The 21945-nt window shown below is 59.1% G+C and carries 24 protein-coding genes; 13 read left to right on the forward strand and 11 right to left on the reverse strand.

Translation table 11 applies throughout. From position 1 onward, the window contains the following. Positions 1-175 precede the first annotated feature (175 nt). Positions 176-790 carry a superoxide dismutase gene (locus tag ACREBX_RS17240; protein WP_431562966.1) on the forward strand — a complete coding sequence of 205 codons (615 nt, stop codon included), beginning with the start codon at positions 176-178 and terminating at the stop codon, positions 788-790. A gap of 205 nt (positions 791-995) precedes the next feature. Further along, a complete protein-coding gene (locus tag ACREBX_RS17245; protein WP_431562967.1) occupies positions 996-2375 on the forward strand; it encodes an L-serine ammonia-lyase in 1380 nt (459 codons plus the stop codon). Between the two features lie 3 nt (positions 2376-2378). Here ACREBX_RS17245 and ACREBX_RS17250 read toward each other — a convergent pair whose 3' ends face one another. Beyond that, positions 2379-3038 carry a DUF2971 domain-containing protein gene (locus ACREBX_RS17250; RefSeq protein ID WP_431562968.1) on the reverse strand — a complete coding sequence of 220 codons (660 nt, stop codon included), beginning with the start codon at positions 3036-3038 and terminating at the stop codon, positions 2379-2381. Positions 3039-3479: 441 nt separating this feature from the next. Here ACREBX_RS17250 and ACREBX_RS17255 point away from each other — a divergent pair, with 441 nt between their 5' ends. Together ACREBX_RS17255 and ACREBX_RS17260 are read left to right on the forward strand one after the other, a co-directional pair. Further along, positions 3480-4412 carry a hypothetical protein gene (locus ACREBX_RS17255; protein ID WP_431562969.1) on the forward strand — a complete coding sequence of 311 codons (933 nt, stop codon included), beginning with the start codon at positions 3480-3482 and terminating at the stop codon, positions 4410-4412. 70 nt (positions 4413-4482) lie between these two features. Beyond that, on the forward strand, positions 4483-5028 hold the full coding sequence (locus tag ACREBX_RS17260) for a hypothetical protein (protein ID WP_431562970.1): 546 nt from the start codon (positions 4483-4485) through the stop codon (positions 5026-5028). 253 nt (positions 5029-5281) lie between these two features. Here ACREBX_RS17260 and ACREBX_RS17265 read toward each other — a convergent pair whose 3' ends face one another. The 5 genes from ACREBX_RS17265 to ACREBX_RS17285 all read right to left on the reverse strand — a co-directional run bounded on the left by ACREBX_RS17265 (position 5282) and on the right by ACREBX_RS17285 (position 10338). Further along, positions 5282-5560 (reverse strand): hypothetical protein, encoded by a 279-nt coding sequence (locus ACREBX_RS17265; RefSeq protein ID WP_431562971.1) that lies wholly within the window; start codon positions 5558-5560, stop codon positions 5282-5284. 87 nt (positions 5561-5647) lie between these two features. Next, positions 5648-8620: a hypothetical protein gene (locus tag ACREBX_RS17270; RefSeq protein ID WP_431562972.1), complete on the reverse strand. Its 2973-nt coding sequence runs from the start codon at positions 8618-8620 to the stop codon at positions 5648-5650. Further along, positions 8617-8982 (reverse strand): hypothetical protein, encoded by a 366-nt coding sequence (locus ACREBX_RS17275; RefSeq protein ID WP_431562973.1) that lies wholly within the window; start codon positions 8980-8982, stop codon positions 8617-8619. Before ACREBX_RS17275 ends, ACREBX_RS17270 begins: the two co-directional genes overlap by 4 nt. A 12-nt stretch (positions 8983-8994) precedes the next feature. Beyond that, on the reverse strand, positions 8995-9564 hold the full coding sequence (locus tag ACREBX_RS17280) for a hypothetical protein (protein ID WP_431562974.1): 570 nt from the start codon (positions 9562-9564) through the stop codon (positions 8995-8997). Positions 9565-9678: 114 nt separating this feature from the next. Further along, positions 9679-10338 carry a hypothetical protein gene (locus ACREBX_RS17285; RefSeq protein WP_431562975.1) on the reverse strand — a complete coding sequence of 220 codons (660 nt, stop codon included), beginning with the start codon at positions 10336-10338 and terminating at the stop codon, positions 9679-9681. A gap of 107 nt (positions 10339-10445) precedes the next feature. On the opposite strand from ACREBX_RS17285, the gene cas1 reads away from it, so the two are divergent. Next, positions 10446-11510: a CRISPR-associated endonuclease Cas1 gene (gene cas1 / locus ACREBX_RS17290; protein ID WP_431562976.1), complete on the forward strand. Its 1065-nt coding sequence runs from the start codon at positions 10446-10448 to the stop codon at positions 11508-11510. Here cas1 and ACREBX_RS17295 read toward each other — a convergent pair. Then, on the reverse strand, positions 11507-11767 hold the full coding sequence (locus ACREBX_RS17295) for a helix-turn-helix domain-containing protein (protein WP_431562989.1): 261 nt from the start codon (positions 11765-11767) through the stop codon (positions 11507-11509). The two genes, cas1 and ACREBX_RS17295, sit on opposite strands and share 4 nt — an antisense overlap. A gap of 104 nt (positions 11768-11871) precedes the next feature. Between ACREBX_RS17295 and ACREBX_RS17300 the strand changes: the two genes are divergently transcribed. After that, on the forward strand, positions 11872-12318 hold the full coding sequence (locus ACREBX_RS17300; protein ID WP_431562977.1) for a hypothetical protein: 447 nt from the start codon (positions 11872-11874) through the stop codon (positions 12316-12318). Between the two features lie 42 nt (positions 12319-12360). On the opposite strand, the gene ACREBX_RS17305 is transcribed toward ACREBX_RS17300, so the two are convergent. Continuing rightward, complete coding sequence (locus ACREBX_RS17305; RefSeq protein WP_431562978.1) at positions 12361-13473, reverse strand: HNH endonuclease; 1113 nt, start codon at positions 13471-13473, stop codon at positions 12361-12363. A 62-nt stretch (positions 13474-13535) separates the two neighbouring features. Further along, on the reverse strand, positions 13536-14084 hold the full coding sequence (locus tag ACREBX_RS17310; protein WP_431562979.1) for a hypothetical protein: 549 nt from the start codon (positions 14082-14084) through the stop codon (positions 13536-13538). A 626-nt stretch (positions 14085-14710) separates the two neighbouring features. Between ACREBX_RS17310 and ACREBX_RS17315 the strand changes: the two genes are divergently transcribed. Genes ACREBX_RS17315 through ACREBX_RS17335 form a run of 5 tightly spaced genes read left to right on the forward strand, consistent with a single transcriptional unit; the run spans position 14711 to position 18032 of the window. Continuing rightward, positions 14711-15823 carry an S-(hydroxymethyl)glutathione dehydrogenase/class III alcohol dehydrogenase gene (locus ACREBX_RS17315; RefSeq protein ID WP_431562980.1) on the forward strand — a complete coding sequence of 371 codons (1113 nt, stop codon included), beginning with the start codon at positions 14711-14713 and terminating at the stop codon, positions 15821-15823. A gap of 7 nt (positions 15824-15830) precedes the next feature. Further along, on the forward strand, positions 15831-16214 hold the full coding sequence (locus ACREBX_RS17320; RefSeq protein WP_431562981.1) for a VOC family protein: 384 nt from the start codon (positions 15831-15833) through the stop codon (positions 16212-16214). Then, a complete protein-coding gene (gene purU, locus ACREBX_RS17325; RefSeq protein ID WP_431562982.1) occupies positions 16214-17083 on the forward strand; it encodes a formyltetrahydrofolate deformylase in 870 nt (289 codons plus the stop codon). Before ACREBX_RS17320 ends, purU begins: the two co-directional genes overlap by 1 nt. Before the next feature lie 55 nt (positions 17084-17138). Then, a complete protein-coding gene (locus ACREBX_RS17330; protein ID WP_431562983.1) occupies positions 17139-17519 on the forward strand; it encodes a VOC family protein in 381 nt (126 codons plus the stop codon). 9 nt (positions 17520-17528) lie between these two features. Beyond that, positions 17529-18032, forward strand: a complete 504-nt coding sequence (locus ACREBX_RS17335; protein WP_431562984.1) for a prolyl-tRNA synthetase associated domain-containing protein — start codon at positions 17529-17531, stop codon at positions 18030-18032. Here the strand turns inward: ACREBX_RS17335 and ACREBX_RS17340 are convergent. Continuing rightward, positions 18029-18937: a LysR family transcriptional regulator gene (locus ACREBX_RS17340; RefSeq protein ID WP_431562985.1), complete on the reverse strand. Its 909-nt coding sequence runs from the start codon at positions 18935-18937 to the stop codon at positions 18029-18031. The genes ACREBX_RS17335 and ACREBX_RS17340 overlap by 4 nt on opposite strands. A 123-nt stretch (positions 18938-19060) precedes the next feature. Here ACREBX_RS17340 and ACREBX_RS17345 point away from each other — a divergent pair, with 123 nt between their 5' ends. Continuing rightward, positions 19061-19813, forward strand: coding sequence for an SDR family NAD(P)-dependent oxidoreductase (locus tag ACREBX_RS17345; RefSeq protein WP_431562986.1), 753 nt, complete (start codon positions 19061-19063; stop codon positions 19811-19813). 80 nt (positions 19814-19893) lie between these two features. Beyond that, positions 19894-20742, forward strand: coding sequence for an S-formylglutathione hydrolase (gene fghA / locus ACREBX_RS17350; RefSeq protein ID WP_431562987.1), 849 nt, complete (start codon positions 19894-19896; stop codon positions 20740-20742). A 122-nt stretch (positions 20743-20864) separates the two neighbouring features. Here the strand turns inward: fghA and ACREBX_RS17355 are convergent, their stop codons facing one another. Further along, entirely contained in the window at positions 20865-21851 is a 987-nt protein-coding gene (locus ACREBX_RS17355; protein WP_431562988.1) for a quinone oxidoreductase family protein, read from the reverse strand. Positions 21852-21945 lie beyond the last annotated feature (94 nt).

The following is a 21945-nucleotide window of genomic DNA, read 5'->3' on the forward strand; positions in this document are numbered from 1 at the left end:
GCGCAAGGCCGATGGCCCCCACCCGCTGCGACTAGCGAACAAGTTCGCAAGTCTCGCTGCCTCCCCTGAAGGAGAGGGCGTAAATCAGGAAAATTTGCCGCCCCGACCTTGCAACCCGCAGCCGCGATACCGAGTTTAAGGCCGCAAACCCCTCGATAATAAAATGGAGACTGCCATGACGATCGCCCATCCTCCCCTGCCGTACGCCCAGGACGCGCTGGAGCCGCATATCTCGGCCGACACGCTGGCGACGCATCATGGCAAGCATCATAAAGCCTATGTCGACAAGACCAACGCCGCGATCGAGGGCACCGAGCTGGAGTCGAAGCCGCTCGAGGAAATCGTCCACCATGCCGAAGGTTCGGGCAACAAGGGCCTGTTCAACAACGCCGCGCAGGCGTGGAACCACGCTTTCTATTGGGAAAGCCTGTCGCCGACCAAGACCGCGCCGAAGGGCGATCTGCTCGCCGCGATCGAGCGCGATTTCGGTTCGCTCGACGACCTGAAAAAGAAGCTCAAGGAAACCGCGGTCAATCATTTCGCGTCGGGCTGGGCGTGGCTCGTCTCACGCGACGGCACGCTGTCGGTCACCGACACGCACGATGCCGGAACCGAGCTGGTTGCGGGCATCAAGCCTTTGCTCGTCATCGACGTGTGGGAACATGCCTATTATATCGACCGCAAGAATCTGCGCCCGGCCTATGTCGACGCGGTGGTCGACGAACTGCTCAACTGGGATTTCGCGGCGGAGAATTTGGCGCGCGACACCACCTGGACCTATCCGGCCTGACGATATGATCCTCCCTGCGGCGCAGCCGTGGGGAGGGGGACCGCCGAAGGTGGTGGAGGGGCGGCAACCTCGCAGCCCCTCCGTCAGCCCTGCGGGCTGCCACCTCCCCATCGCTTCGCGACAGGGAGGATATTCTTGCAAGCCGTAACGAAAATTGGCCCCCGCGCCCCTATCGCCATGACATGCCTTCTCCTATAGCGCCGCCATGACGATCAGCCTCTTCGAACTTTTCAAAATCGGTGTCGGACCGTCGAGCTCACATACTGTGGGTCCGATGGTTGCGGCCCGGCGCTTCACCGTCTGGCTGGACGAGCAGGCGTTGCTCGACAAGACGGTGCATGTCGAAGCCGACCTCTATGGCTCGCTCGCGCTGACCGGCAAGGGCCACGCCGCCGACACCGCGATCGTCGCGGGGCTCGCCGGCGAAATTCCCGCCAGCACCAGCCTGGCCGCGATCAAGGCGCATTGGGACCGGGCGGAGAGCGAGGGCTTCCTCTATCTGCTCGGACGCCAGCGCGTGCGGTTCCAGCCGGCGCGCGACCTGCATTTCCAGATGCGTCAGCGCCAGCCCTTTCACAGCAATGCCGTTAGCTTCACCGCGCGCGACGCGGCGGGCGAGATCCTTGCCAAGCGCATGTATTTCTCGATCGGCGGCGGCTTCGTCGTCGATGAGGATGAGGCCGGGCGCAACAGCCGCGGCGCCGAGGACGAGGTCGAGCTGCCCTTCGCCTTCACCTCGGGCGCCGACCTGCTCGCCATGGGCGCGGCGTCGGGCAAGAGTTTTGCCGAAATGATGCTCGAAAACGAGCTCGCGCACCGCAGCCTCGACGAGGTGAATGCGGGGCTCGATGCGATCGCGGGCGCGATGGATGCCTCGATCGAAGCGGGTTGCTGCAGCACCGGGATTTTGCCCGGTGGGCTGAAGGTCAAGCGCCGCGCGCCGCAGATCGCCGCCGACATTCGCAACCGTCACGAACAGAATCTGACCGACCCGCTGGCGATGATGGACTGGATCAACCTGTGGGCGATGGCGGTGAACGAAGAGAATGCCGCCGGCGGCAAGGTCGTCACCGCGCCAACCAACGGCGCGGCGGGGATCATTCCTGCGGTGATCCGTTTCTACCGGCGCGGCTATCGCGGCGATGACGCGGGGGTACGCACTTTCCTGCTCGCGGCGGGCGCGGTCGGCGCGCTCTACAAGCGCAACGCCAGCATCTCGGGCGCCGAGGTCGGCTGCCAGGGCGAGGTCGGTGTCGCCTGCTCGATGGCGGCGGCGGGGCTGACCGCCGCGCTCGGCGGCACCAACGCACAGGTCGAAAATGCCGCCGAGATCGGCATGGAGCATAACCTCGGCCTCACCTGCGATCCGATCGGCGGGCTCGTCCAGATTCCGTGTATCGAGCGCAACGCGATGGGGTCGATCAAGGCGATCGACGCAAGCCGCATCGCGATGATCGGCGACGGCACGCACGTCGTGAGCCTCGACACGGTGATCGTGACGATGCTGCAAACTGGCCGCGACATGCGCGACAAATACAAGGAAACGTCGAAGGGCGGGCTGGCGGTTAGCGTCGTCGAGTGTTGAGACCTAGGACCAAAGCGCTTCGTTCTGTTGCCGAACCATTTCAAACCGCGAAAATGAGGCTCGCGCCTTAAGCATCAAAACATCGTTGTAGTTGCTGCCAAGTGCGGCTTTGAGGTCGGCTCGCTTTGTTGAGCGGTTGTTTGCACCCACGATGATCTCGCGTAGATTCATAACCTTCGAAAATGGCTGAAAATAAAGACCTTTCAGTTTCGGTAGATCTTGAAGGGTGGTCAGCATTCTGACCTCCTCCTCGTAGTGCCAGTGGTCGAATTTCGTGTAGATGATTTCCGTAATCCGGTCAGGGTCGTTATTGAGGAATGAGGCCATCTCCTTCTCATCGCTCTTTATGCGTTCCGCAGAATAATTGACGGGGCTTAGGTGTTCGCCATCTATGTCGAAACCCAAGCATAGACCGTGATGACGGTCCGCATAGTGGCTCCACTGGACCGGATTTTTCCAACTCTTGCTGAAGCATATGAGCCCAGTGGTATCGTTGACGTGCCGCAGTCTTGCCTGAACGGACCGACGAAAATTCTTGTCAGTTATATCGAGACTGAAAAACTCGAAGGGATCGTTGAGGCGATCCCATCGAGACACCTTGAGTTGGCCGTCCTCGACGGCCTGAAGCCCATATTCTGCGCTCAGAAAATGATATGCCCGCATGTGGCCAAATAGCGCCCTTACTAACTGTTTGCCAATTATCTTGGACGCTAAGCTGTCGGATTCCTCTTCGTCACCCCGGACTTGATCCGGGGGGTATAGTGATCGGCTCCGATAATGCCACGGATGACCACAGGTGAAGATTTTTGTTCTGCCCTACAACTAAGTTTGCCATGAAGTGGCTGAGGTTAGCGCCCGTCTAATATCCTGCCTTTATAGAACAAGGCGGGCGTCAACAGAAAAGTGCCTCATTCCAAACAGGGGCGGCGGAGCGTGAGTCCGCTATCGAGCATCGGAAATTAGCCATTCTATGCCCGCACTCTGGCAACTGGCCAACATATGTCGCAACTTTGAACGATGATGCGCTTCGCATACGCAACTCGTTACGATAGAAGATTAGCCGAAGATCACATCGGACGTGATCGATAGCGGGGGTAAGGTGCATTGGCAAAACGAAAGCGTGAAGAAGCAACCGTAAGCTTTCACTACCTCATTCGCGAAAAGCGGGTCGAGGGGGGTCTGCCCGAAATCCTGCCGTTCACCGATGAGCAATTCGCATCGTTTTGCGAGCGTTTAATCGCTCAGCCGGACATTGATTTGGACGATGACGATACGTGCAAATATCTGAAGACGACGATCAACGCTCCGGTAGAGAAATGCGAGCAGGTTAATGAGCGAACCCTGTTTGGTCGCTTCCGTTCGCTTTATTCCGGCCACGCCTACGATAACACCGATGTTGGAGAAATTCCCGATAGCAGCGTGAGCCTTCGACCGTTCTTTTTCATAGCCTACTTGTCGGAAAGCGGTCGCATTTACGTTGGCAGTCAATATCTTGGCCAGTTCGGCGGCTATAGTGCGTTATACCGCACGCTTCGCGACCTTCTGCCCGATGGTGTGGTGTCGCACTCTTTCAGACACGATGCTACGTCATATAAAGGAGCGAAGCCGAAAGAAGTGCGCGTTAATTTCTCGCGCAAACCTGCTGAGATAACTGATACTCCAAAATTTGGTCAACGCGGAGCCATGTCATTCAAGCAATCTTCGAGCAAAGATGAAGAATTCAACACTACTGTTTCGACAAAGCTTCTTGCAAAGCTTGGACAGTCTGATGCCGTTTTAAAAAAGGCAATCGCGGATATGCTGTCCGGAAACGAATTGCTTGATATTAGAGATGATGATATTGAGGATTGCAGGGTCGTTGCGACGGTGAATGGCAAGAATCGTACGATTAATGTGATCGAAGCGGGCCACTTTGCTACCCGCTTCCAACTCGAAATCGAGCAATATATCAAAGGCCACCCCGATAGAGATAAAAGTAAAGAGGCTATGTTAAAACTTTTGGAAAAGCAAATAATCGAAAAAAGCGAGAATGTTTAACGTACGACAAATTGTACGAAATAATGACGCGACATTTTATGATTTCAATACTCGAAAGAGGCGAAGTCAGTTGCCGCGTTACGTGGCTGTATGCCTAGCGTCTTTTGTCGCCGCTATCGTATGCCCGGAGGTTTCAGAAAGCCTTCTAGCTGGCGTGTTAGCCGTTCAGTCGATTTTGCTCGGCTTCACCGTCAACGTGATGTTCTTTTTGCTTGGAAACCGCGAGAAGGAGACGTTGGACGGTACGTCGATCGAAGCGAAGGTGCGTTCTAAGCGGCTTCGCGACCTGTACCACGAGCTTTTCTATAACGTCTCCTACTTCAATCTGATCGCCGTCGCTTCGATCATCGTGGCGACGGGGCTTCTTCTTCCTACCCCGGAAGTGCCGGGTTTCCTTCGAGGATTGTCGCCGGTTGAGGCATATGTGCAATGGCTCGGCACTTCGAAGGTACCCGCGGTGGCGAACGGCATCGCTCGCGGCGGTGCGATGTTCGTGTTCTACGCGATTTCGATAGAAGTCGTATTTTCAATCGCGCGCGTGATTGGTCGAACATCATTCTACTTTGAACGGAAAATGGGCGAAGTGCGGCGTTCCAACGATCAGAGCGAAGGATAGCGCGAGCACGGACCTATCTCCGCCTGAGATGTTTTAATCGGCGGCCAACCTCGCTCCACATTGTACCGTCGATACTAAAGATGGATGCCTGCCGGGAAGAGCTGCTTCAAAGGTCTCAAAACACAAGGCGGAAGAAAAAATGCCGCCGATTGCGGGACTTTTCATGTCAGAAGATACTCATGAGAATTTCTCTAGTAAGCACTGTAAAAATACTGCGCATTTGCTTCAAAATTGAGGACATTTCATACGGAGGCTATTCGTTCGCCGCCCAAGCCTCCTGAAGAGATTTCTCGCTTATCAGCAGGTTCCGAAAGCTAGCGTCTGTAGCTTCGATTACCAAAATCTGGTCGTTTTTGCTTAGTATCGAGTTGACGTGGTCGAATACCTCTGAGGTAGTTTGGCTCGTTCCAACATACCAGACGGTTTCAAGCACACGGCCGCGATCCCAGCCCGCTTTGCCCATGTGTTCGTCCATCGCCTTGTGCGTGGGAACGCCTCCGTTTAAATCGTAAGTCACGAAATAGTTAGCCATTCTTCCCTCCCGTCTTGGCGATTGCGGGAGATTAGACCCATTCCACAGCGAGTCGAGTCACTGTGTCCGCAAAGCATAAAATCGCCTTTATTTTATTTTCCTTCTTAGGTTTGAAGGATCGACGCCTATTGCCCGCGCGGTGGCGCGTAATCCATACTTCGCAACCTGCTCGCGCAGCCGCGTTAATTCGACATCGCGGCTTTGCCCCCGCTCCGCCTGCTCCTCGACGCGGGCAATCTTGGCCTGCGCTTGAACCCGCGAGTGGTCGGCATCCGACACGCCATAATCGACCTGCATGTGATCAGTCTGGCGGAGCGCCGCCCGCCGTTCCCAATCATCGGCTTCCTTGCCGATATGCTGGATATGAGTGACGAAAACATGCCGCCGCCGCGTCGTGCCTCGGTTGAGAAAATCGCCATTCAAAAACTTCGATTCCGGCGAGATATGATATTGGGCAAGCGCTTCGGCATGGGTCCGCAGGATTGCGGGATCGACGGGGTGGCCCGTTTCCCGGTCGAACACAATTGCAGCGGCTTTCGCGCCATCCTTTTCAAACGGCGCAATAGGCTTGACCGGCGCGATCTTTTTGGGTCGCCCTCGCTTCGAGAAATTGAAGATGGTTTCGGTGAACGCCGTCGCTCCGACGCCATAAGACAGCATGAAGCCGAACGGCCTGACCTGATCGCAATAGTCGCGGTTCGCGTTATAGGATTTGAACCAGCGCAACAGGTCGGGCGATGTCGCGGCATAACGGCTTCGCGCAGGTTCGTTCATAGCCGAATGATAATCCCGCGCCACCTGATCGGGATGACCGGCAATCCCGGCGCTGATAATCTGGTGCCACAGGTCGCAATGCCAACGCACCGTGCCATCTTTCAGCACCGACTTGTCGGGAAGCGGAAAATACGCCGGGGCATCGGTATCGGCATAGGGCGGGAACAAATGCCCCAGCCCGTGTGCCGACACCTTCCGCATGACGGGCTGACCCTCGGCATCCCGATTGAACAGGGCATATCGCTTCGATGAAATCGCCCAGCAGAAAAGCGGCTCAAGTTCGCCCGTTGCCAGCGAATAGTTCACGTCCTCGATTTTTAGGATCGAGGCGTCGAAGCCATAAGGGTTGAGCGCGTCGAACCATTGCGCCACGCTTTTTACCCGCACTGCAAATTCGCCCGGTGACATCGCGTCAGGCTTGGTAATCGCCATGCTGTCGGTGTCGCAAAAGGACCAGTCCAGCCCGGCATCGGTCACGAGGCGTTCGGTGATCGCGAGCATCAACCGCGCCGCGCCGGTAATCAGCGTGGCAAGCAGCGGATGGAAATAGGTGCCGGGATTTTCGTGGCGATCGGTCGAGAAGCTGAACGGCTCACCCGTCGAACTATGCACCGTGACCGGCGACCGCCGGGGACGGTCATCGACATTCACCTCCACCCAGATGCCATAGCTGGTCGCATTGGCCGCGATTTTCAGGGCATTCTGCTCAATGTCGAGCGCCTCGCGGCTAACGTCATCGGCGCAGTCGCGATCCTGTTTGACGGTTTGGCGCAGTTCGATGACGCGCTGGAAAAAGTCCGTCTCGTTCGGATCCACGCAATAGGCCGGATTGCCACTGATATTGATCGCGGCAAGACCGGGCTGCACCGGCCCCGGCGCGAAGCGGATGGCCTCTAGAATTACCGGGGTTCTGCCGGTCAAAAGTTTGGAAGCGATGCAATCCGCGAGCGTGAACCAAAGCGGGGTATCCGATGACAGGTGGTTCAAACCTATCGTGTTTTGCTCCTGCCGTGCATAGTCGGCGCGGACAGGGAAAATATCGCTGTCTGGCATGACACGGACCAGCACGGTCATCGTTTGCCAAATGTCCGGCGATTGCAGGTCGCCCAAAGTTATGCGGGCTAAAAGCGAGCGGGTTTCGTCGGTGGCATCGTGCCACATCACGCCTTCGGCGATGACGAAATCCCACAGGCGCATAAGAGTGCAAACGGTCGGATACATTGATAGGAAATCGCACAGCATCACCTGCCGCAATTCCCGGCGAATGCGAACCTCCGACCGTCCGCCGAAATAGCTGCCCATAATCTTCGCGAGCAGATGGCGCGGAAAATCCGGCTGCATCTTTCGCCAAGGCTGAATTCCCATCGCTTTCAGATAGGCTTTACCGATGCTCGCCTCGCTATAGATTTTCTCCGGTCGGGCGTCGGTCAGTTCGAGTTGGTCGAAACGGGCCAATGCGATCCGGTAACATTCCCATGTCGCCTGTACATCCGCGACCGCATAGCGGATCATGTCGTCGCTGATCGGCGCTGCAAAATTCTCAAAATCCAGCTTGGGATGCTCGACCTTGAGAAAGGCGCACAGGCTGGCGAGCGAAAAGTTGCGAGCGAATAGCGCACCAGCCAGCGTTTTCACGTCGAGGAAATGCCCCCGCCGAACGGGCATATTCAAGCCCCGTTTGCGCTGACCCCGACTATCGCGCTGTTTCATGGTCGCGGCAAAGGCAATGGACGCGGCGCGGCGCGACATATGTTTGACCCGGATATTCGGGTAGATCGCCTGCTTCGACAACTTGAATGTGAAACCGCCCCGCATTGCGCCGCCATCGTCGCTCATCGGCGTTCGAGCCGAACCATGTTTGATTGCGAGCCGGGAAATATCAAACGGCAGATTAAACCCGACTATGCGAGCGCGAAGCCCGAAAGCACGGGCGAAAAACACTTCGTCAATGAATTCGTCGCGAGTTCGCAGGCGAAGGCCATGCGCGGCGGCATAGGCGGATAGGCATTCCAGTTCGGCGGGCGTGACGCCATCGGGATCATAAAGGATGCCCGCCTCATCCAGTTCGTCGCTCTTGCGAAATTGATATGCGCCGAGGCGCAATGCCTGGGCGGCGTCTGCCGTTGTTTCGGTGTCGAAAATCAGCGTCCACTCGGATGCCGGCGTGATCGGTCGGCGGCGCTTTGGCTTGCTGTCGTCGGGCGCGGAAAGCACCGTATATTGCGGTCCCGCGAAGGCACGGATTGCAATCGGCAGGTGATCGGTGATTGGCGGAATGGTCGTCATGCCTCGCGTCCTTCCGATGTGGGCGCAGCCCGTTCGATCAGCGCGTGGCCGAATGCGATCAGCTTATCGACGATGAGTTTTAGCATGTCGGCCAACCCAAGCAGGAAATGGCCAATTCGATCCAACAGCGGATCGGCATCGGGATCGAAGGCGGGGTGATCCTTCTGTTCGTCGCTCAAAATCCGGTGGCAATTGCTGCATTCCAACACCATCGTTTCATCTCGGCCATAATCGGCGACGTGATGTTGATCGAAACATTGCCAACGATTTTCGCCGCATGTTCCGCAACGTGGTTCGTTGGTTCCAAGCTTTTCCAATCGCCGCTGTTTGCGGGTCTCTTTTCGCAACTCTTTGTCAGTCACAATAACGTCCTTTCATTGAACAATTCGGTAGATTTCCGGAAAAGGCGTGTCGCCGGACGCAGCGATCCGGTGCAAAGTGTTCGGATCGGTTTCGAGGGGGTGGGCCTTGCCCTTCGCGTCGATGACCGACTTGCCCTCAAAAGGGCGCAGCAAATCGAAATCGTTCGACGACACGAAGGATTTGACCGCGTTTTGATGGTCGCCATTGAGGGCGGATTGATCGTAATCGCGCAGTTTCATCCGGCGATTTTCACCGCCGGTCATCACGTTCATTTCGCGGGGGCGGGCATCCGCAACTTTGATGGATTTGCCGCGTCCAGAAACGGTAACGGCATCGGCCAGAAACCGGGTGAAACGTTCGGGCGCTATACCGAACGCCTTCGCCGCTCCGGCCCGGTTGCCGGTTTGCCGATAACGTTTCAGCGCGTTTTCGAGTTTATCGGTGTTGCTGGTCGAACGCTTGCCCGCCGACGCCTCACCGGCCTTGGCGTGGCCGCGAGCCTGCGAACGGCTCAAGCCACGCTTGGCGGCATTCCGGATGCGGCGTTGATATTCAGCTTTATAGTCACGCTTGCGGGCCACTCGTCACGCTTTCGACTCCATCGCGACAGGATGCTGCGAATTGGTCAAAGCATCCCGATTTGAAGGATGACGGGCGAATCATCTTATGATCGAGTTGGAAGGCAATTTATTATTTTAATTGCCATTAATTCGGCGCGAGCCGCAAATTTCGATTATATATTTCGCCAAATTTGGATCGCTTAGGCCCGAACCGTTCGGGTAGTTTTGGCCTATTTCCTGTTTGATCAGGCCAGATGCCGATTTCCGGGGCATGTTGGATAAATCGACGCCGCGACTTTGGATCGCGGTAATTGCTGCGCGGATTGTATCTCCCGACCCCTTGGGGCCGGAGCGCGGCTTGCTCCAACCTGCAATTTTAGTTGGATCAATGATTTGTATTTCGGAATAAGCGTAGCCCCGAACGGTTATCCGGTCTCGCCGCCATTCTACGTCGGGGCATTCAAACGAGTCCGCTGCAATTCGCACGGGCGCACGGCTTGGGGTGGGAGCAGTCCGAAAGCCATAGGCGTGCAATTGGTCATTGAATAATTCATCCAATAGCAATTCCTGCAATTGCGTCTGGAATTGCCGATATTCCGACCATAGCTGCATTCCCGATACAATCAGCTTTGGTATGTCAGCTTCCGTCCGCAGGTTGGTTGCTTGCTCGCTCATTGCTCCCAGCGCCGAAAATTCTGAATTGCGGCGCTTGGCATCGGGACCGGCAAATTCGAACCACGCGATATTGAGCGGCACACCGTTTTCCCAAATCTCACGATTACCCGGTTTTGCCATGACGCGATTGCCCAATTGAACGAATTGCCGATTCTATCACGGCATTAATTTCATTGGGTTAACCTTCAAATTGTGGAGGAATTCGCTGATTTATGCTATGATTGGCCATGCTGCACGATACCGCAATTCACACCAGCGAAATGCCCGACGAATGGTCAATTCGCGCTGAAAATTGGCTTTCGGAACTAGGGAAATTGCAAAAGCCGAAACGGCTTAGGGAGCGCAATTCCAATTCATTGATATTGGCCGGTCATGGCAATTCATTGCGAATTGAAAATGGCGCATTGGTCATCAAACAGGGCTTTACCCATTATCCGCAAAAGCAGGAATCCCATCGCTATTTCAAAGGCGACTTGGATCTACCGCGCATCATCATGCTATTGGACGGCAGCGGCTCCCTATCGTTTGACGTGCTAAGCTGGCTGGCCGAACAATCCGTCGCCCTTGTCCGACTTAAAAGTTCTGGCGACGTGGCAATTGTCGCCAGCGGCAACGGTTTTGCCAGCGATCAGGCCAAAATTGATTGGCAGCGCGAAACCCTAACCTGTCCAATACGGCACATGGCATTTGCTCAGCAGCTTATACGGGACAAGCTGACGAACAGCCTCGTCACCCTCGTTCGCCATTTGCCAGAGCATCGCGATACCGACATGGCAATTGCAAGGGCAGAGCGCGGCATTGTCGAACTGGGGCAGTCGCTGGACGACATGCAGCAGGTCCGGGCGATTGAAGGGGAATGCGCCTCGCTTTATTTTCGCGCTTGGCGAAATTTGAGCCTGCAATGGAAAACATCAAAGCGATACCCGGTGCCGGAAAGCTGGCTCGCCTATCGGGGCCGCAGTTCGGTCCGCGAATGCAAACCCGAAAATCGCCGCGCCACCGATCCGATCAACGCCATGCTCAATTACGGTTACGCAGTGATGCATAGCAAATTGCAAATCAAAGCCATTGCCGATGGCTACAGCCCGCTTCTCGGCATCATGCACCGCCAAAAGCGGACAAGTGCCAGCTACATTCTCGACATGCTGGAACCGGAACGCCCCCGCGTGGACGCGGCCATTCTCGATTTTGTGCAGTCCAAAACATTTACCGGGGCAGATTTTGTCCCGCGCAAAGATGGCGCGTGCCGATTGTCGCCGCAATTAGCGCGGGTCGTGGCGCAACTGATTTAGCGGGCGGGCTTCCGACCGGGCCGCAATCCCTGTTGCTGGCCAGCGTCATTCATGGGCAGAAAGAATTCCAGCAATTCGATGCTCAATATGCGAGCGATTTTCTCCAGCGTATCGACGCTGGGATTTTCTTCCCCACGCTCAATGCCGCCGAGATAGGAGCGATCAACGCCCGCGTCGAATGCAAGCTGTTCCTGCGAAACGGCTTGGGCAACGCGAACGCGCTTCAAATTTTGCCCGACAAGTTTTCGCCCTTGCATGGACACGATGGACAGTATTTGAAGGATATAAAACCACTGGATATATCCATCATATTAAGGATTTCCCGCTAGTCTCGGCTGATCGAATTGCAGCGGAGGCTTGGATGTTCAAACAATTATTCCCTGTTGTTTTTGGCGTGATGCTGGCCGGATGCGGCGTATCAGAACCAGACTATTCCGGCTTATACGTGGGCGGCGATGAAACCGCCCTGATCCAGTTGCAAATTGTCGATGCCGATAGCGGGAATATCAACGGTAGCGTCACGACATCGCTGCTCGACTATAACGCTGGGGATTTGAACCAAACTACCAAGGCTATAACCGGGGTACGCCGAGGCGAGCAATTCAGCTTGCTCGCACACCACGGAGAATTAGGCGCTGACTCACCCCTGTCTCTTGAAGCTAAGGGCAATTCGCTGATGCTCAAAGTCCCCGCGACAGGACAAAGCATCGAACTGGTCGCAATGGATCAAAATCAGTATCGGGATCGGCTGACGCAGTTTGCAAGCGCACTCAACGCCAACGATGTTGGCTTACTCCCTGAGGAATAACCGCCATCTGCGTTCTGCTCGCAATGCCGGGACCGTAAAAACTCAAAGCACCCGAAACAATATCACTATGGCCAGCACGATGAAGAATGCGGACAGGCATCCTGGGTTTCTGGTGTCAGATTCACGAAATCCGTCAGCAAACATGCTGCCAATTGAGCGCTTTTCAATCCGCCGGATCGCTCGATTGAAATCATCTGACCATCCGTTGGGAAGCGTGAACTCTATTGTCTCTTGAACGATTATGGGTTCATCCGAAGGCCCAGCATCCACCGCCCGAATGGCCATTTCTACAATCTTATCCAGACGGTCTGGGGTCTGTTTGAATTTCTCTGCCTGCGACCCTAGTGCATTTCGCAAGAGCCCAACCAGCTCTCCAAACTTCGGCGAAACGCGAACCGAATATAGCCGCTCTTCATATCTCACAATTTGGGCGAGAGAATCGCGGAGCAGCAATGCTGAATGGTGGATTTCATCGACATCACCGGGTTGACCGGGCTCACCCCACGCTTTGTTGATCCGGTCTAGAATCTTCGCAAGCGGTTCAACCATTTCAGCCATTTCCTGCGTCCGCTCTGACACCCAATTCATGACCTCATCGTCATCAAGGAACTCAATTTGAATTGCGCGAACACCGTCGCGAACGTCTGATAGACTACGAAACAACGGTGCGTTGAGATGTCGCATGAGCGCAGCGGATAGACCCCATTCCCACCCCGGAGGTTTATCATAGGCGATACGTCGAATTAGCGGCGGATAGCCATCGAACTGCGCGAGGGCGTGTTTTGCGATTTCATATCGAGCCTTGTCGGATTGAGATCCAAGATTCGAGGCGACGAATTCTTCGTGCTGTTCGCGCCAACGAAATAACAGGACGGCAGGGAATTTTTTGCCGTCCCGATCCACCTGCCTATGACAATTGCGACATAGCCATATGCCGTTGGAGATTTCGGACTTCGCTTGGTCTGTTATCTGCGCCTCGTAACGAGCTTCGCCAGCACGCGCCGCGTAGATATGGGCTGCCTCTCCGATGATCGTCGCCTCTTTTTCCACGGAGTTTGGCCCCACGGTTGAGGTTCGGCAATCTGGGTTGCTGCACAAATAGGCAGCCCTTTTGGCCAACGTATCAGCGGTTCTTTTGGAAAAGTCCGGCGCCATCAGTCAACTGTATGCATCCAGTGCGAAGAAGGGAAATCAAACGAACCCAAAGAGCGCCGAGTTCAGGATTCAGCGTTCGGTTTTGCATCTGGTGCGATTGGCCAAATTGGCCGTTCCAGCTTTGCTCCGGTTATCAAAGCTTCAGCCAAAACCAATCTTTCGCCCACGAAGGTTCTGATATTCTCATGTTCTTCGCTCGTCGCCTGTTGGTCTCCAAGGTCGTCAGCTGCGGTGTCGAGAAAGAGCTTGAGACCGCTTAGGGTCGCGCCCATCGAAACAAGACGACGAGCTAGCGAGTAACCCCCTTGATCCTCCAACTCGTAAATTGGGAACCGTCCCATCTCGTCTACGATTGTGGACATAGTCAGAGAAGCGAACCGTAGAGACAGGGGGAAAGGGGCAAAATGCGCCGACGTCCTGTGGTAACTCTCAATCGCCTCATATCCATGCGCCAGCAATCGCGTTCCGGCGTTTCGCAGTTCTCTTTTCCTACGCCATATCGGCGCGAAGGCTGTGAGATAGGTGACAAGTAGCGCCAGCATGGCACCAATAAACTGCGCCCAACCTGCAAGCTTGTCGTGCGCTTCAAGCCATTCGACCAAATTCCCCATATTCTTCGCCTCCCCATTTTCGAGCGAAGAGTAATACGGACGCCGACATCTACAATGGCGCTATCCAGTTCAAGACCGAATAGGTGTGGTCATCAATGCATTTTGCCCGTGCTATCGCTATACCCCCCGGACTTGATCCGGGGTCCCGCTATTGGCCTTCGGCCGCCAATGCCTGAAAAATCGGGACCCCGGGTCAAGCCCGGGTGACGAAATAAGGCGTGAGAGAAGGGCTTTCCTACATTGTTTCGCTGTGCCAGCCTGCGTCCCGGCTCTTTGACCTCGTCGATATTCGCGCCTTTGCTTAAAGCGACAAAGGGGACAGTTTCGCGCTGTGCGTGCGTATCTTTTGTCGCCTTAAGGGCTCCGCCACTCTTCTTCGTCACCCCGGGCTTTACCCGGGGTGACGGTGTGGGTGAGAGCCGCAATAAATCCTCCCTGTCGCGGAGCGATGGGGAGGTGGCAGCGGCGTAGCCGCTGACGGAGGGGCTTTGGCGTGCCGTCGCTGCCCCTCCACCACCGCTTCGCGGCGGTCCCCCTCCCCACGGCTTCGCCGCAGGGAGGAGCAGGAGCATCTTGCATTGCCGCGCTCTTTGCCTGATTGGGAGCGCCGAGAAGGAGACCCGCCCATGAAGACCCGTGCCGCCGTTGCGTTCGAAGCGAAGAAGCCGCTCGAGATCGTCGAGTTGGACCTGGAGGGTCCGAAGGCGGGCGAGGTGCTGGTGGAGATCATGGCGACGGGTATCTGCCACACCGACGCCTACACGCTCGACGGCTTCGACAGCGAGGGCATTTTCCCGAGCGTGCTGGGGCATGAGGGCGCGGGTGTGGTGCGCGAGGTCGGCGCGGGCGTCACCAGCGTGAAGCCCGGCGACCATGTGATCCCGCTCTACACCCCCGAATGCCGCCAGTGCAAAAGCTGCCTTTCGGGCAAGACCAACCTCTGCACCGCGATCCGCGCGACGCAGGGCAAGGGGCTGATGCCCGACGGCACGACGCGCTTCAGCTATAAAGGTCAGCCGATCTTCCATTATATGGGCTGCTCGACCTTCTCGAACTTCACCGTGCTGCCCGAGATTGCGGTTGCAAAAATCCGCGAGGACGCGCCGTTCCAGTCGAGCTGCTACATCGGCTGCGGCGTGACCACCGGGGTAGGTGCGGTGATCAACACCGCGAAGGTCCAGGTCGGCGACAATGTCGTCATATTCGGTTTGGGCGGCATCGGCCTCAACGTGATCCAAGGTGCGCGCCTCGCGGGTGCCAACAAGATCATCGGCGTCGACATCAATCCCGCGCGCGAGGAATGGGGCCGCAAGTTCGGCATGACCGACTTCCTCAATACGAAGGGCATGAGCCGCGAAGACACGGTCGCCGCGATCGTCCAGCTGACCGACGGCGGTGCCGATTACACCTTCGACGCGACGGGCAATACCGAGGTGATGCGCATCGCATTGGAAGCCTGCCACCGCGGCTGGGGCACCTCGATCATCATCGGCGTCGCCGAGGCGGGCAAGGAGATCGCGACGCGTCCGTTCCAGCTCGTCACCGGGCGCAACTGGCGCGGCACGGCGTTCGGCGGCGCCAAGGGACGGACCGACGTGCCCAAGATCGTCGACATGTACATGACCGGCAAGATCGAGATCGACCCGATGATCACCCATGTCATGGGCCTCGAGGAGATCAACAAGGGCTTCGACCTGATGCACGCGGGCGAAAGCATTCGTTCGGTCGTGGTGTTCTGAGGCCGGCATGTTCAGCCATGTCGCGCTGGGCGCCGACGATATCGAAGCCGCGCGCCGTTTCTATGACGCGGCGCTGGGCGCGCTCGGGGTGCCGCCCGGCGTCGTCGACGAATGGGGCCGGCTGATCTATTCGCACGCGGGCGGGCGTTTTCTGATCACGAAGCCGCTCGACGGCGAAGTAGCGCATGGTGCCAATGGCGGGACGCTGGGGTTCGTGGCGGCGTCGACCGGGGAGGTCGATGCCTGGCACGCCGCGGGCGCGGCGAACGGCGGTACGATGATCGAAGACCCGCCGGGCATCCGCCACGGAACCGAGGGCCGACAGCTCTATCTTGCCTATCTGCGCGATCCCGCCGGTAACAAGCTGTGCGCGACGCACCGGGTCGCCTGATGAAAGATGACGCGCCCGCCTTTGTCCTGACCTTCAGCTGCGTCGATGCCGTCGGGATCGTTGCCGCGGTGACCGGGCTGCTTGCGGATCGCGACGGCTTCATTCTCGACAGCCAGCAATATGCCGATCTCGATTCGGGGCGCTTTTTCATGCGCGTCGAGTTCCGCGGCGCGGGGCCGCGCTTTCCGGGCGATCTGGCGGCGGTGCAGGCAGCGTTCGCGCCGATCGTAGATCGGTTCGCGATGGATGCGCGGATCAGCGACAGCCGCATCAAGCCGCGCTTCGTTATCGCGGTGTCGCAGGGCAGCCATTGCCTCAACGACCTGCTCCACCGCTGGTCAACGGGCAACCTCGCGATCGACATCGCGGCGGTGGTGTCGAACCACGAGGCGCAGCGGCGGCTGACCGAATGGCACGGCGTGCCCTTCCATCACCTGCCGGTCAGCGACGCCAACCGCGCAAGCCAAGAGGCAGCGATCCTGCAGATCATGGCCGATGCGGGCGCCGAGCATCTGGTGCTCGCGCGTTACATGCAGGTTCTCTCGCAGGATCTGTCGGCGAAGCTTTCGGGCCGCTGCATCAATATCCATCACAGTTTCTTGCCCGGCTTCAAGGGCGCCAAACCCTATCATCGCGCGCACGAGCGCGGGGTCAAGCTAATCGGCGCGACCGCGCATTTCGTGACGTCGGACCTCGACGAAGGGCCGATCATCGAACAGGCGGTCGAGCGCGTCGATCATCGCGATTCGGTGGAGGAATTGATCCGCATCGGCCGCGATACCGAAGCGCAGGTATTGGCGCGTGCGGTGCGCTGGGTCGCCGAACAGCGGGTTTTGATCGACGGGCGCAAGACGGTGGTCTTCCGTTAGGCCGCCAGACAAGATACGTATCGTTTCGCAACCAAAAACCGGAGGAGCAAAGGCGATGTACAGTCACAATATGGTCGGCGCGAACGACATCGAGGCCGCCAGGAAATTCTATGACGCGACCTTCCAGGCGATCGGCGGCAAGCCCGCGATCCAGGACGACAAGGGCCGCCTCATGTATATTCACAACGGCGGCATCTTCATGGTGTCGAAACCGATCGACGGCGAAGCGGCAACGGCCGGCAACGGCTGCACCATCGGTTTCGCGATGGAAGGCCCCGAGCAAGCGACGGCCTGGCACGATGCGGGCGTTGCCGCTGGCGGCACCTCGATCGAAGATCCGCCGGGCGTCCGCGAAGGCGGTTTCGGCCAGCTCTATCTCGCCTATCTGCGCGATCCGTCGGGCAATAAGCTCTGCGCGCTCCACCGCGTCGTCTGAGCCGATACCATGATGCGCGGCGAAGCGGGATTGCTGGCGGACCTTGGTGTGCTTGGCGTCCCCTTCGCCCATCATGAGCATGAGGCGGTGTTCACGGTGGCGGAAAGCGACGCGGTGCACGCCGCTATGCCGGGAGCGCACACCAAGAATCTGTTCCTGAAGGACAAGGGCGGCGCCTTCTGGCTCGTCACCGTGCCATCCGACGCGCGCGTCAACCTGAAGGCATTGCCCGGCGCGATCGGGTGCAAGCATGTGAGCTTCGGCAAGGCCGAGGATATGGAGCGATTGCTCGGCATCACGTCGGGATCGGTGACGCCGCTTGCCGCGATCAATGCCGCGCCTGGCAGCATCACTATCGTGCTCGACGCGGTGCTGGCGGTCGCCGATCCAGTGAATGTCCACCCGCTCCGCAACACCGCGACGCTGGGGCTTGCGGGCGCGACGATCCTCGCCCTGCTGCGTCATTGGGGCCATGTGCCGCTGGTTGCGGCCATCCCCGAGCAGGCGACCTAGCGCGCGCCGAACAGCGCCGGGTTCTTGAACCCCTTCGCCAGATGATCGATCCACGCGCGGACCAGCGGCGGCAGCCCGGTGCGGGTGGTGAAGACGAGGTGGACGATCCCGTCCTCGCTCCGCCATTCGGGCAGCACATGAACCAGCGCCCCCGACTGCAGCTCGGCCGCGCAGGCATGGTCGGGGAGGAGCGCGACGCCAAGCCCCGCCAGCGCCGCCGCGCGGATTGCGCCGAAATCGTCGCAGCCGAGGCGCGGGCGGTGGCGGACGCTCTCGACCGCGCCCTCGCGGTTCTCGAGCCGCCATGTCGCCTCTTCGCCATCGCTCGCCGAACTCAGTGTCGGCAATTGTGCCAGTGCCGTGACGTCGCTGCCCGCAATGCGATTGGCGAGCGACGGGCTGGCGATCAGGATGCGGCGACTGCGCGCAAGGGTGCGCATCGTCAGTTCGGCATCGGTATCGATGCGGGAGCGGACGCGCAGCGCGACGTCGACCCGTTCGGCGATGACATCGATGGGGCGGTCTGCGGCCAGAATCTGGACGTGACCCTTGGGATAGAGGGTCAGGAAATCGGCCAGCATGTCGGCGATGATCGGCACCAGCCCGCTCGGGCACGACATGCGCACCATGCCGCGCGGCTCGGACAGGCTTGCCTCGACCAACGCTTCGGCGCGCTCGGCTGCGGCGACCGCGAGCTGGCACTGCGCGTGAAAAGCAAGGCCGATGTCGGTAACGCGAAAGCGCCGCGACGAGCGTTCGATCAGGCGGGCGCCGAGGCGGTCTTCGAGCGCGGCGATGCGGCGGCTGAGTTTCGACTTGGGGAGGCGCAGAGCGCGGCCCGCGGGGGCAAAGCCGCCGTTGGTCACCACCGCGTCGAAATAACGCAGATCGTTGAGATCCTGCATAAGGTCGTTCTATCAATAGAACGATGAGTGTCAATATTGCGGACTACAGGTGATACCGTTCCAGTTTTATCTCTTTGTCATCGGACGGCGCAGGTTTGCCGCCCACCATTAAGGAGTAAGATAATGACCTATGATCTGACGGGCAAAATCGCTGTCGTTACCGGTGGGAACAGCGGCATCGGCCTGGGCATCGCACAGGAACTCGCCGAGCAGGGCGCGAAGGTTTTCGTGACCGGCCGCCGCCAGGAAGAACTCGACACCGCCGTCAAGCTGATCGGCCATGGCGCCGTCGGCGTTCGCGGCGACGTGACCAGCTTTGCCGACCTCGATCATCTGTATGACGTCGTCCAGCAGCATGGCGCACCGATCGACATCCTCGTCGCCAACGCCGGAGGCGTCACCCTGGGCCCGATCGGTTCGATCAGCGAGGAGGATTTCGATTGGACCTTCGGCCTCAATGTGAAGGCAACCTTGTTCACGGTGCAAAAGGCGCTGCCGCTGCTCCGCGATGGCGCGTCGGTGATCCTGACGGGATCGACCAGTTCGACCCGCGCGCTGCCGGCGTTCAGCGTTTACAGCGCGACCAAAGCGGCGATCCGCACCTTCGCACGCGGTTGGATTCTCGACCTCAAGGATCGCAAGATCCGCGTCAATGTGCTTGCCCCCGGCGGAACGCGCACACCGGGTCTGCACGGCGTCGCCGGCGGTGACACCGGCTGGGACGAATTCGAAGCCGGGCTTGCCTCGGGCGTCCCGCTCGGCCGCCTCGCCGAACCGCGCGAAATCGGCAAGGTCGCCGCTTTCCTCGCCTCCGATGCGGCGAGCTATGTCAACGGCATCGAGATGTTCGTCGACGGCGGTTTCGCCCAGATCTGATCCGCCCTATATCCAGAACGGCCCCGTCGTCCACAGGACGGCGGGGTTGCGTCGTCCGGGCGGGCGCGGCACAAGACGTCATGACCCTCGAAACGCTCTCCACCGTTCGCAGCCATGGCGGCACGCAGGGCGTGTACAAGCACGCGAGCACGACCACCGGCACCGATATGACCTTTGCGGTCTTCATCCCCGACCATGAACCCGGCGCGAAGTTGCCGGTGCTCTGGTTTCTTTCGGGGCTGACCTGTACCCACGCCAATGTGGTGGAAAAGGGCGAGTATCGCGCCGCCTGCGCCGAACATGGCGTGATTTTCATCGCCCCCGATACCAGCCCGCGCGGCGAGGGCGTGCCCGACGATCCCGACGCGGCGTGGGATTTCGGGCTCGGCGCCGGTTTCTATGTCGATGCGACCGAGGAGCCGTGGGCAAAGAACTACCGCATGCGGTCCTATATCGAGGACGAATTGCCGTCGCTGGTGTTGCGCAATTTTGCGGCGGGGGATTTGACGCGGCAGGCGATCACCGGCCATTCGATGGGCGGGCATGGCGCGCTCACCATTGGGCTGCGCAATCAGGATCGTTTCCGTTCGGTCTCGGCCTTCTCGCCGATCGCCGCGCCGCTGCAATGCCCATGGGGCGAGAAAGCGCTCGGCAACTATCTCGGTAACAACCGCGAGGACTGGTACGCCTACGACGCGTGCGCGCTGCTCGATCAGGGGCTGCGCGTACCCGACCTGCTCGTCGATCAGGGCGAAGCCGACAATTTCCTGGCGGAGCAGCTCAAGACCGAATTGCTGGTCGCTGCGTGCGAACGCGCCGGGCAGAAGGCGGAAATCCGCATGCGGCCGGGGTATGACCACAGCTATTATTTCATCTCGACCTTTTTGGCCGAGCATGTGGCGTGGCACGCGGCGCGGTTGAAGGCGTAACTGCTCCCCTCCCGCTTGCGGGAGGGGTTGGGGGTGGGCCAGCCACGTTGCGTCTGCCCACCCCGCTGCGACTAGCGAGCAAGCTCGCAAGTCTCGCTGCCCCTCCCGCAGGCGGGAGGGGTTTAGTTGTGCTCCGGAATCAACAATGTCGACCCCGTCGTCCGACCCGCCTGTAAATCGGCATGCGCCCTTGCCGCATCCTGCAGCGAATAGCGCTGACCGACGGTGATCCGCACCGCGCCCGATGCGATCATCTCGAACACGCGCGCGGCGCCTGCGGCGCGTTCGCCGGGCAGGTGGTAATAGTCGAACAGCGTCGGCCGCGTGACGAACTGCGACCCATGCTGCGCGAGGACGCCGAGATTGACGCCGGTGACGGGTCCGCCGGCATTGCCATAGCTGACGATGAGCCCGCGCCGCGCGGTGGCTTTCAGCGAGACGTCCCACGTTGCCATGCCGATGCCGTCGAAGGTCACGGGGACGCCCTGGCCGTCGGTGATTTCGCGGACGTGCGCGGCGACGTCGTCGTTCTTGTACATCAGCACATGGTCGGCGCCGGCTTCGCGCGCGGTGTGCGCCTTGGCCTCGGTGCTGACGGTGCCGATCACGGTCGCGCCGATCGCCTTCAGCCACTGCACGAGGATGAGTCCGACGCCGCCAGCAGCGGCATGGACGAGCACGGGCGAGCCGGCCTGAACCTTCGCGGAGCGTTCGACGAGCATTTCGACCGTGCAGGCTTTGAGCAGCGCGGCGGCGGCGGTTTCATCGTCGATGTCGGCGGGGAGCTTGAACAGCGACGCCGCGCCGACGATGCGCGCGCTGGCATAGGCGGTGCGTTCGGGGCCGAAGGTTGCAACCCGGTCGCCGGGCCAGAGGCCGTGAACGTCGGCGCCGACGGCGATGACTTCGCCGGCGGATTCCACCCCGAGCCCGCTCGGCAGCGGCACCGGATAGGTCCCGTCGCGGTGATAGGTGTCGAGATAGTTCAGCCCGACCGCGGTCTGGCGGAGCAGGACCTGGCCGGGGCCGGGTTCGCCGAGCGTTACCTCGCGCCAGTCGATGACCTCGGGTCCGCCCTGGCTTTCGATGAAGGCTTCGATCGCTTGCATGCGCCGCTCTCCTGCTGTTCCACCCATCTGGTGGAGCGGGAGTGCGGGCGCAAGGGTCGATGCGACAGAAGCCCCTCCCCTTCAGGGGAGGGGT

It is taken from the genome of Sphingopyxis sp., from assembly GCF_050725655.1.
In the GTDB taxonomy this organism is placed as follows: Bacteria; Pseudomonadota; Alphaproteobacteria; order Sphingomonadales; family Sphingomonadaceae; genus Sphingopyxis.

Coding starts and splice junctions, on each gene's coding strand:
- ACREBX_RS17305 (WP_431562978.1), bottom strand. CDS start 13,473: ATGGCGCCGGACTTTTCCAAAAGAACCGCTGATACGTTGGCCAAAAGG.
- ACREBX_RS17270 (WP_431562972.1), bottom strand. CDS start 8,620: ATGACGACCATTCCGCCAATCACCGATCACCTGCCGATTGCAATCCGT.
- ACREBX_RS17245 (WP_431562967.1), top strand. CDS start 996: ATGACGATCAGCCTCTTCGAACTTTTCAAAATCGGTGTCGGACCGTCG.
- cas1 (WP_431562976.1), top strand. CDS start 10,446: ATGCTGCACGATACCGCAATTCACACCAGCGAAATGCCCGACGAATGG.
- ACREBX_RS17355 (WP_431562988.1), bottom strand. CDS start 21,851: ATGCAAGCGATCGAAGCCTTCATCGAAAGCCAGGGCGGACCCGAGGTC.
- ACREBX_RS17320 (WP_431562981.1), top strand. CDS start 15,831: ATGTTCAGCCATGTCGCGCTGGGCGCCGACGATATCGAAGCCGCGCGC.
- ACREBX_RS17340 (WP_431562985.1), bottom strand. CDS start 18,937: ATGCAGGATCTCAACGATCTGCGTTATTTCGACGCGGTGGTGACCAAC.
- ACREBX_RS17345 (WP_431562986.1), top strand. CDS start 19,061: ATGACCTATGATCTGACGGGCAAAATCGCTGTCGTTACCGGTGGGAAC.
- ACREBX_RS17335 (WP_431562984.1), top strand. CDS start 17,529: ATGATGCGCGGCGAAGCGGGATTGCTGGCGGACCTTGGTGTGCTTGGC.
- ACREBX_RS17285 (WP_431562975.1), bottom strand. CDS start 10,338: ATGGCAAAACCGGGTAATCGTGAGATTTGGGAAAACGGTGTGCCGCTC.
- ACREBX_RS17300 (WP_431562977.1), top strand. CDS start 11,872: ATGTTCAAACAATTATTCCCTGTTGTTTTTGGCGTGATGCTGGCCGGA.
- fghA (WP_431562987.1), top strand. CDS start 19,894: ATGACCCTCGAAACGCTCTCCACCGTTCGCAGCCATGGCGGCACGCAG.
- ACREBX_RS17250 (WP_431562968.1), bottom strand. CDS start 3,038: ATGCGGGCATATCATTTTCTGAGCGCAGAATATGGGCTTCAGGCCGTC.
- ACREBX_RS17310 (WP_431562979.1), bottom strand. CDS start 14,084: ATGGGGAATTTGGTCGAATGGCTTGAAGCGCACGACAAGCTTGCAGGT.
- ACREBX_RS17265 (WP_431562971.1), bottom strand. CDS start 5,560: ATGGCTAACTATTTCGTGACTTACGATTTAAACGGAGGCGTTCCCACG.
- ACREBX_RS17315 (WP_431562980.1), top strand. CDS start 14,711: ATGAAGACCCGTGCCGCCGTTGCGTTCGAAGCGAAGAAGCCGCTCGAG.
- ACREBX_RS17240 (WP_431562966.1), top strand. CDS start 176: ATGACGATCGCCCATCCTCCCCTGCCGTACGCCCAGGACGCGCTGGAG.
- ACREBX_RS17295 (WP_431562989.1), bottom strand. CDS start 11,767: ATGCAAGGGCGAAAACTTGTCGGGCAAAATTTGAAGCGCGTTCGCGTT.
- purU (WP_431562982.1), top strand. CDS start 16,214: ATGAAAGATGACGCGCCCGCCTTTGTCCTGACCTTCAGCTGCGTCGAT.
- ACREBX_RS17330 (WP_431562983.1), top strand. CDS start 17,139: ATGTACAGTCACAATATGGTCGGCGCGAACGACATCGAGGCCGCCAGG.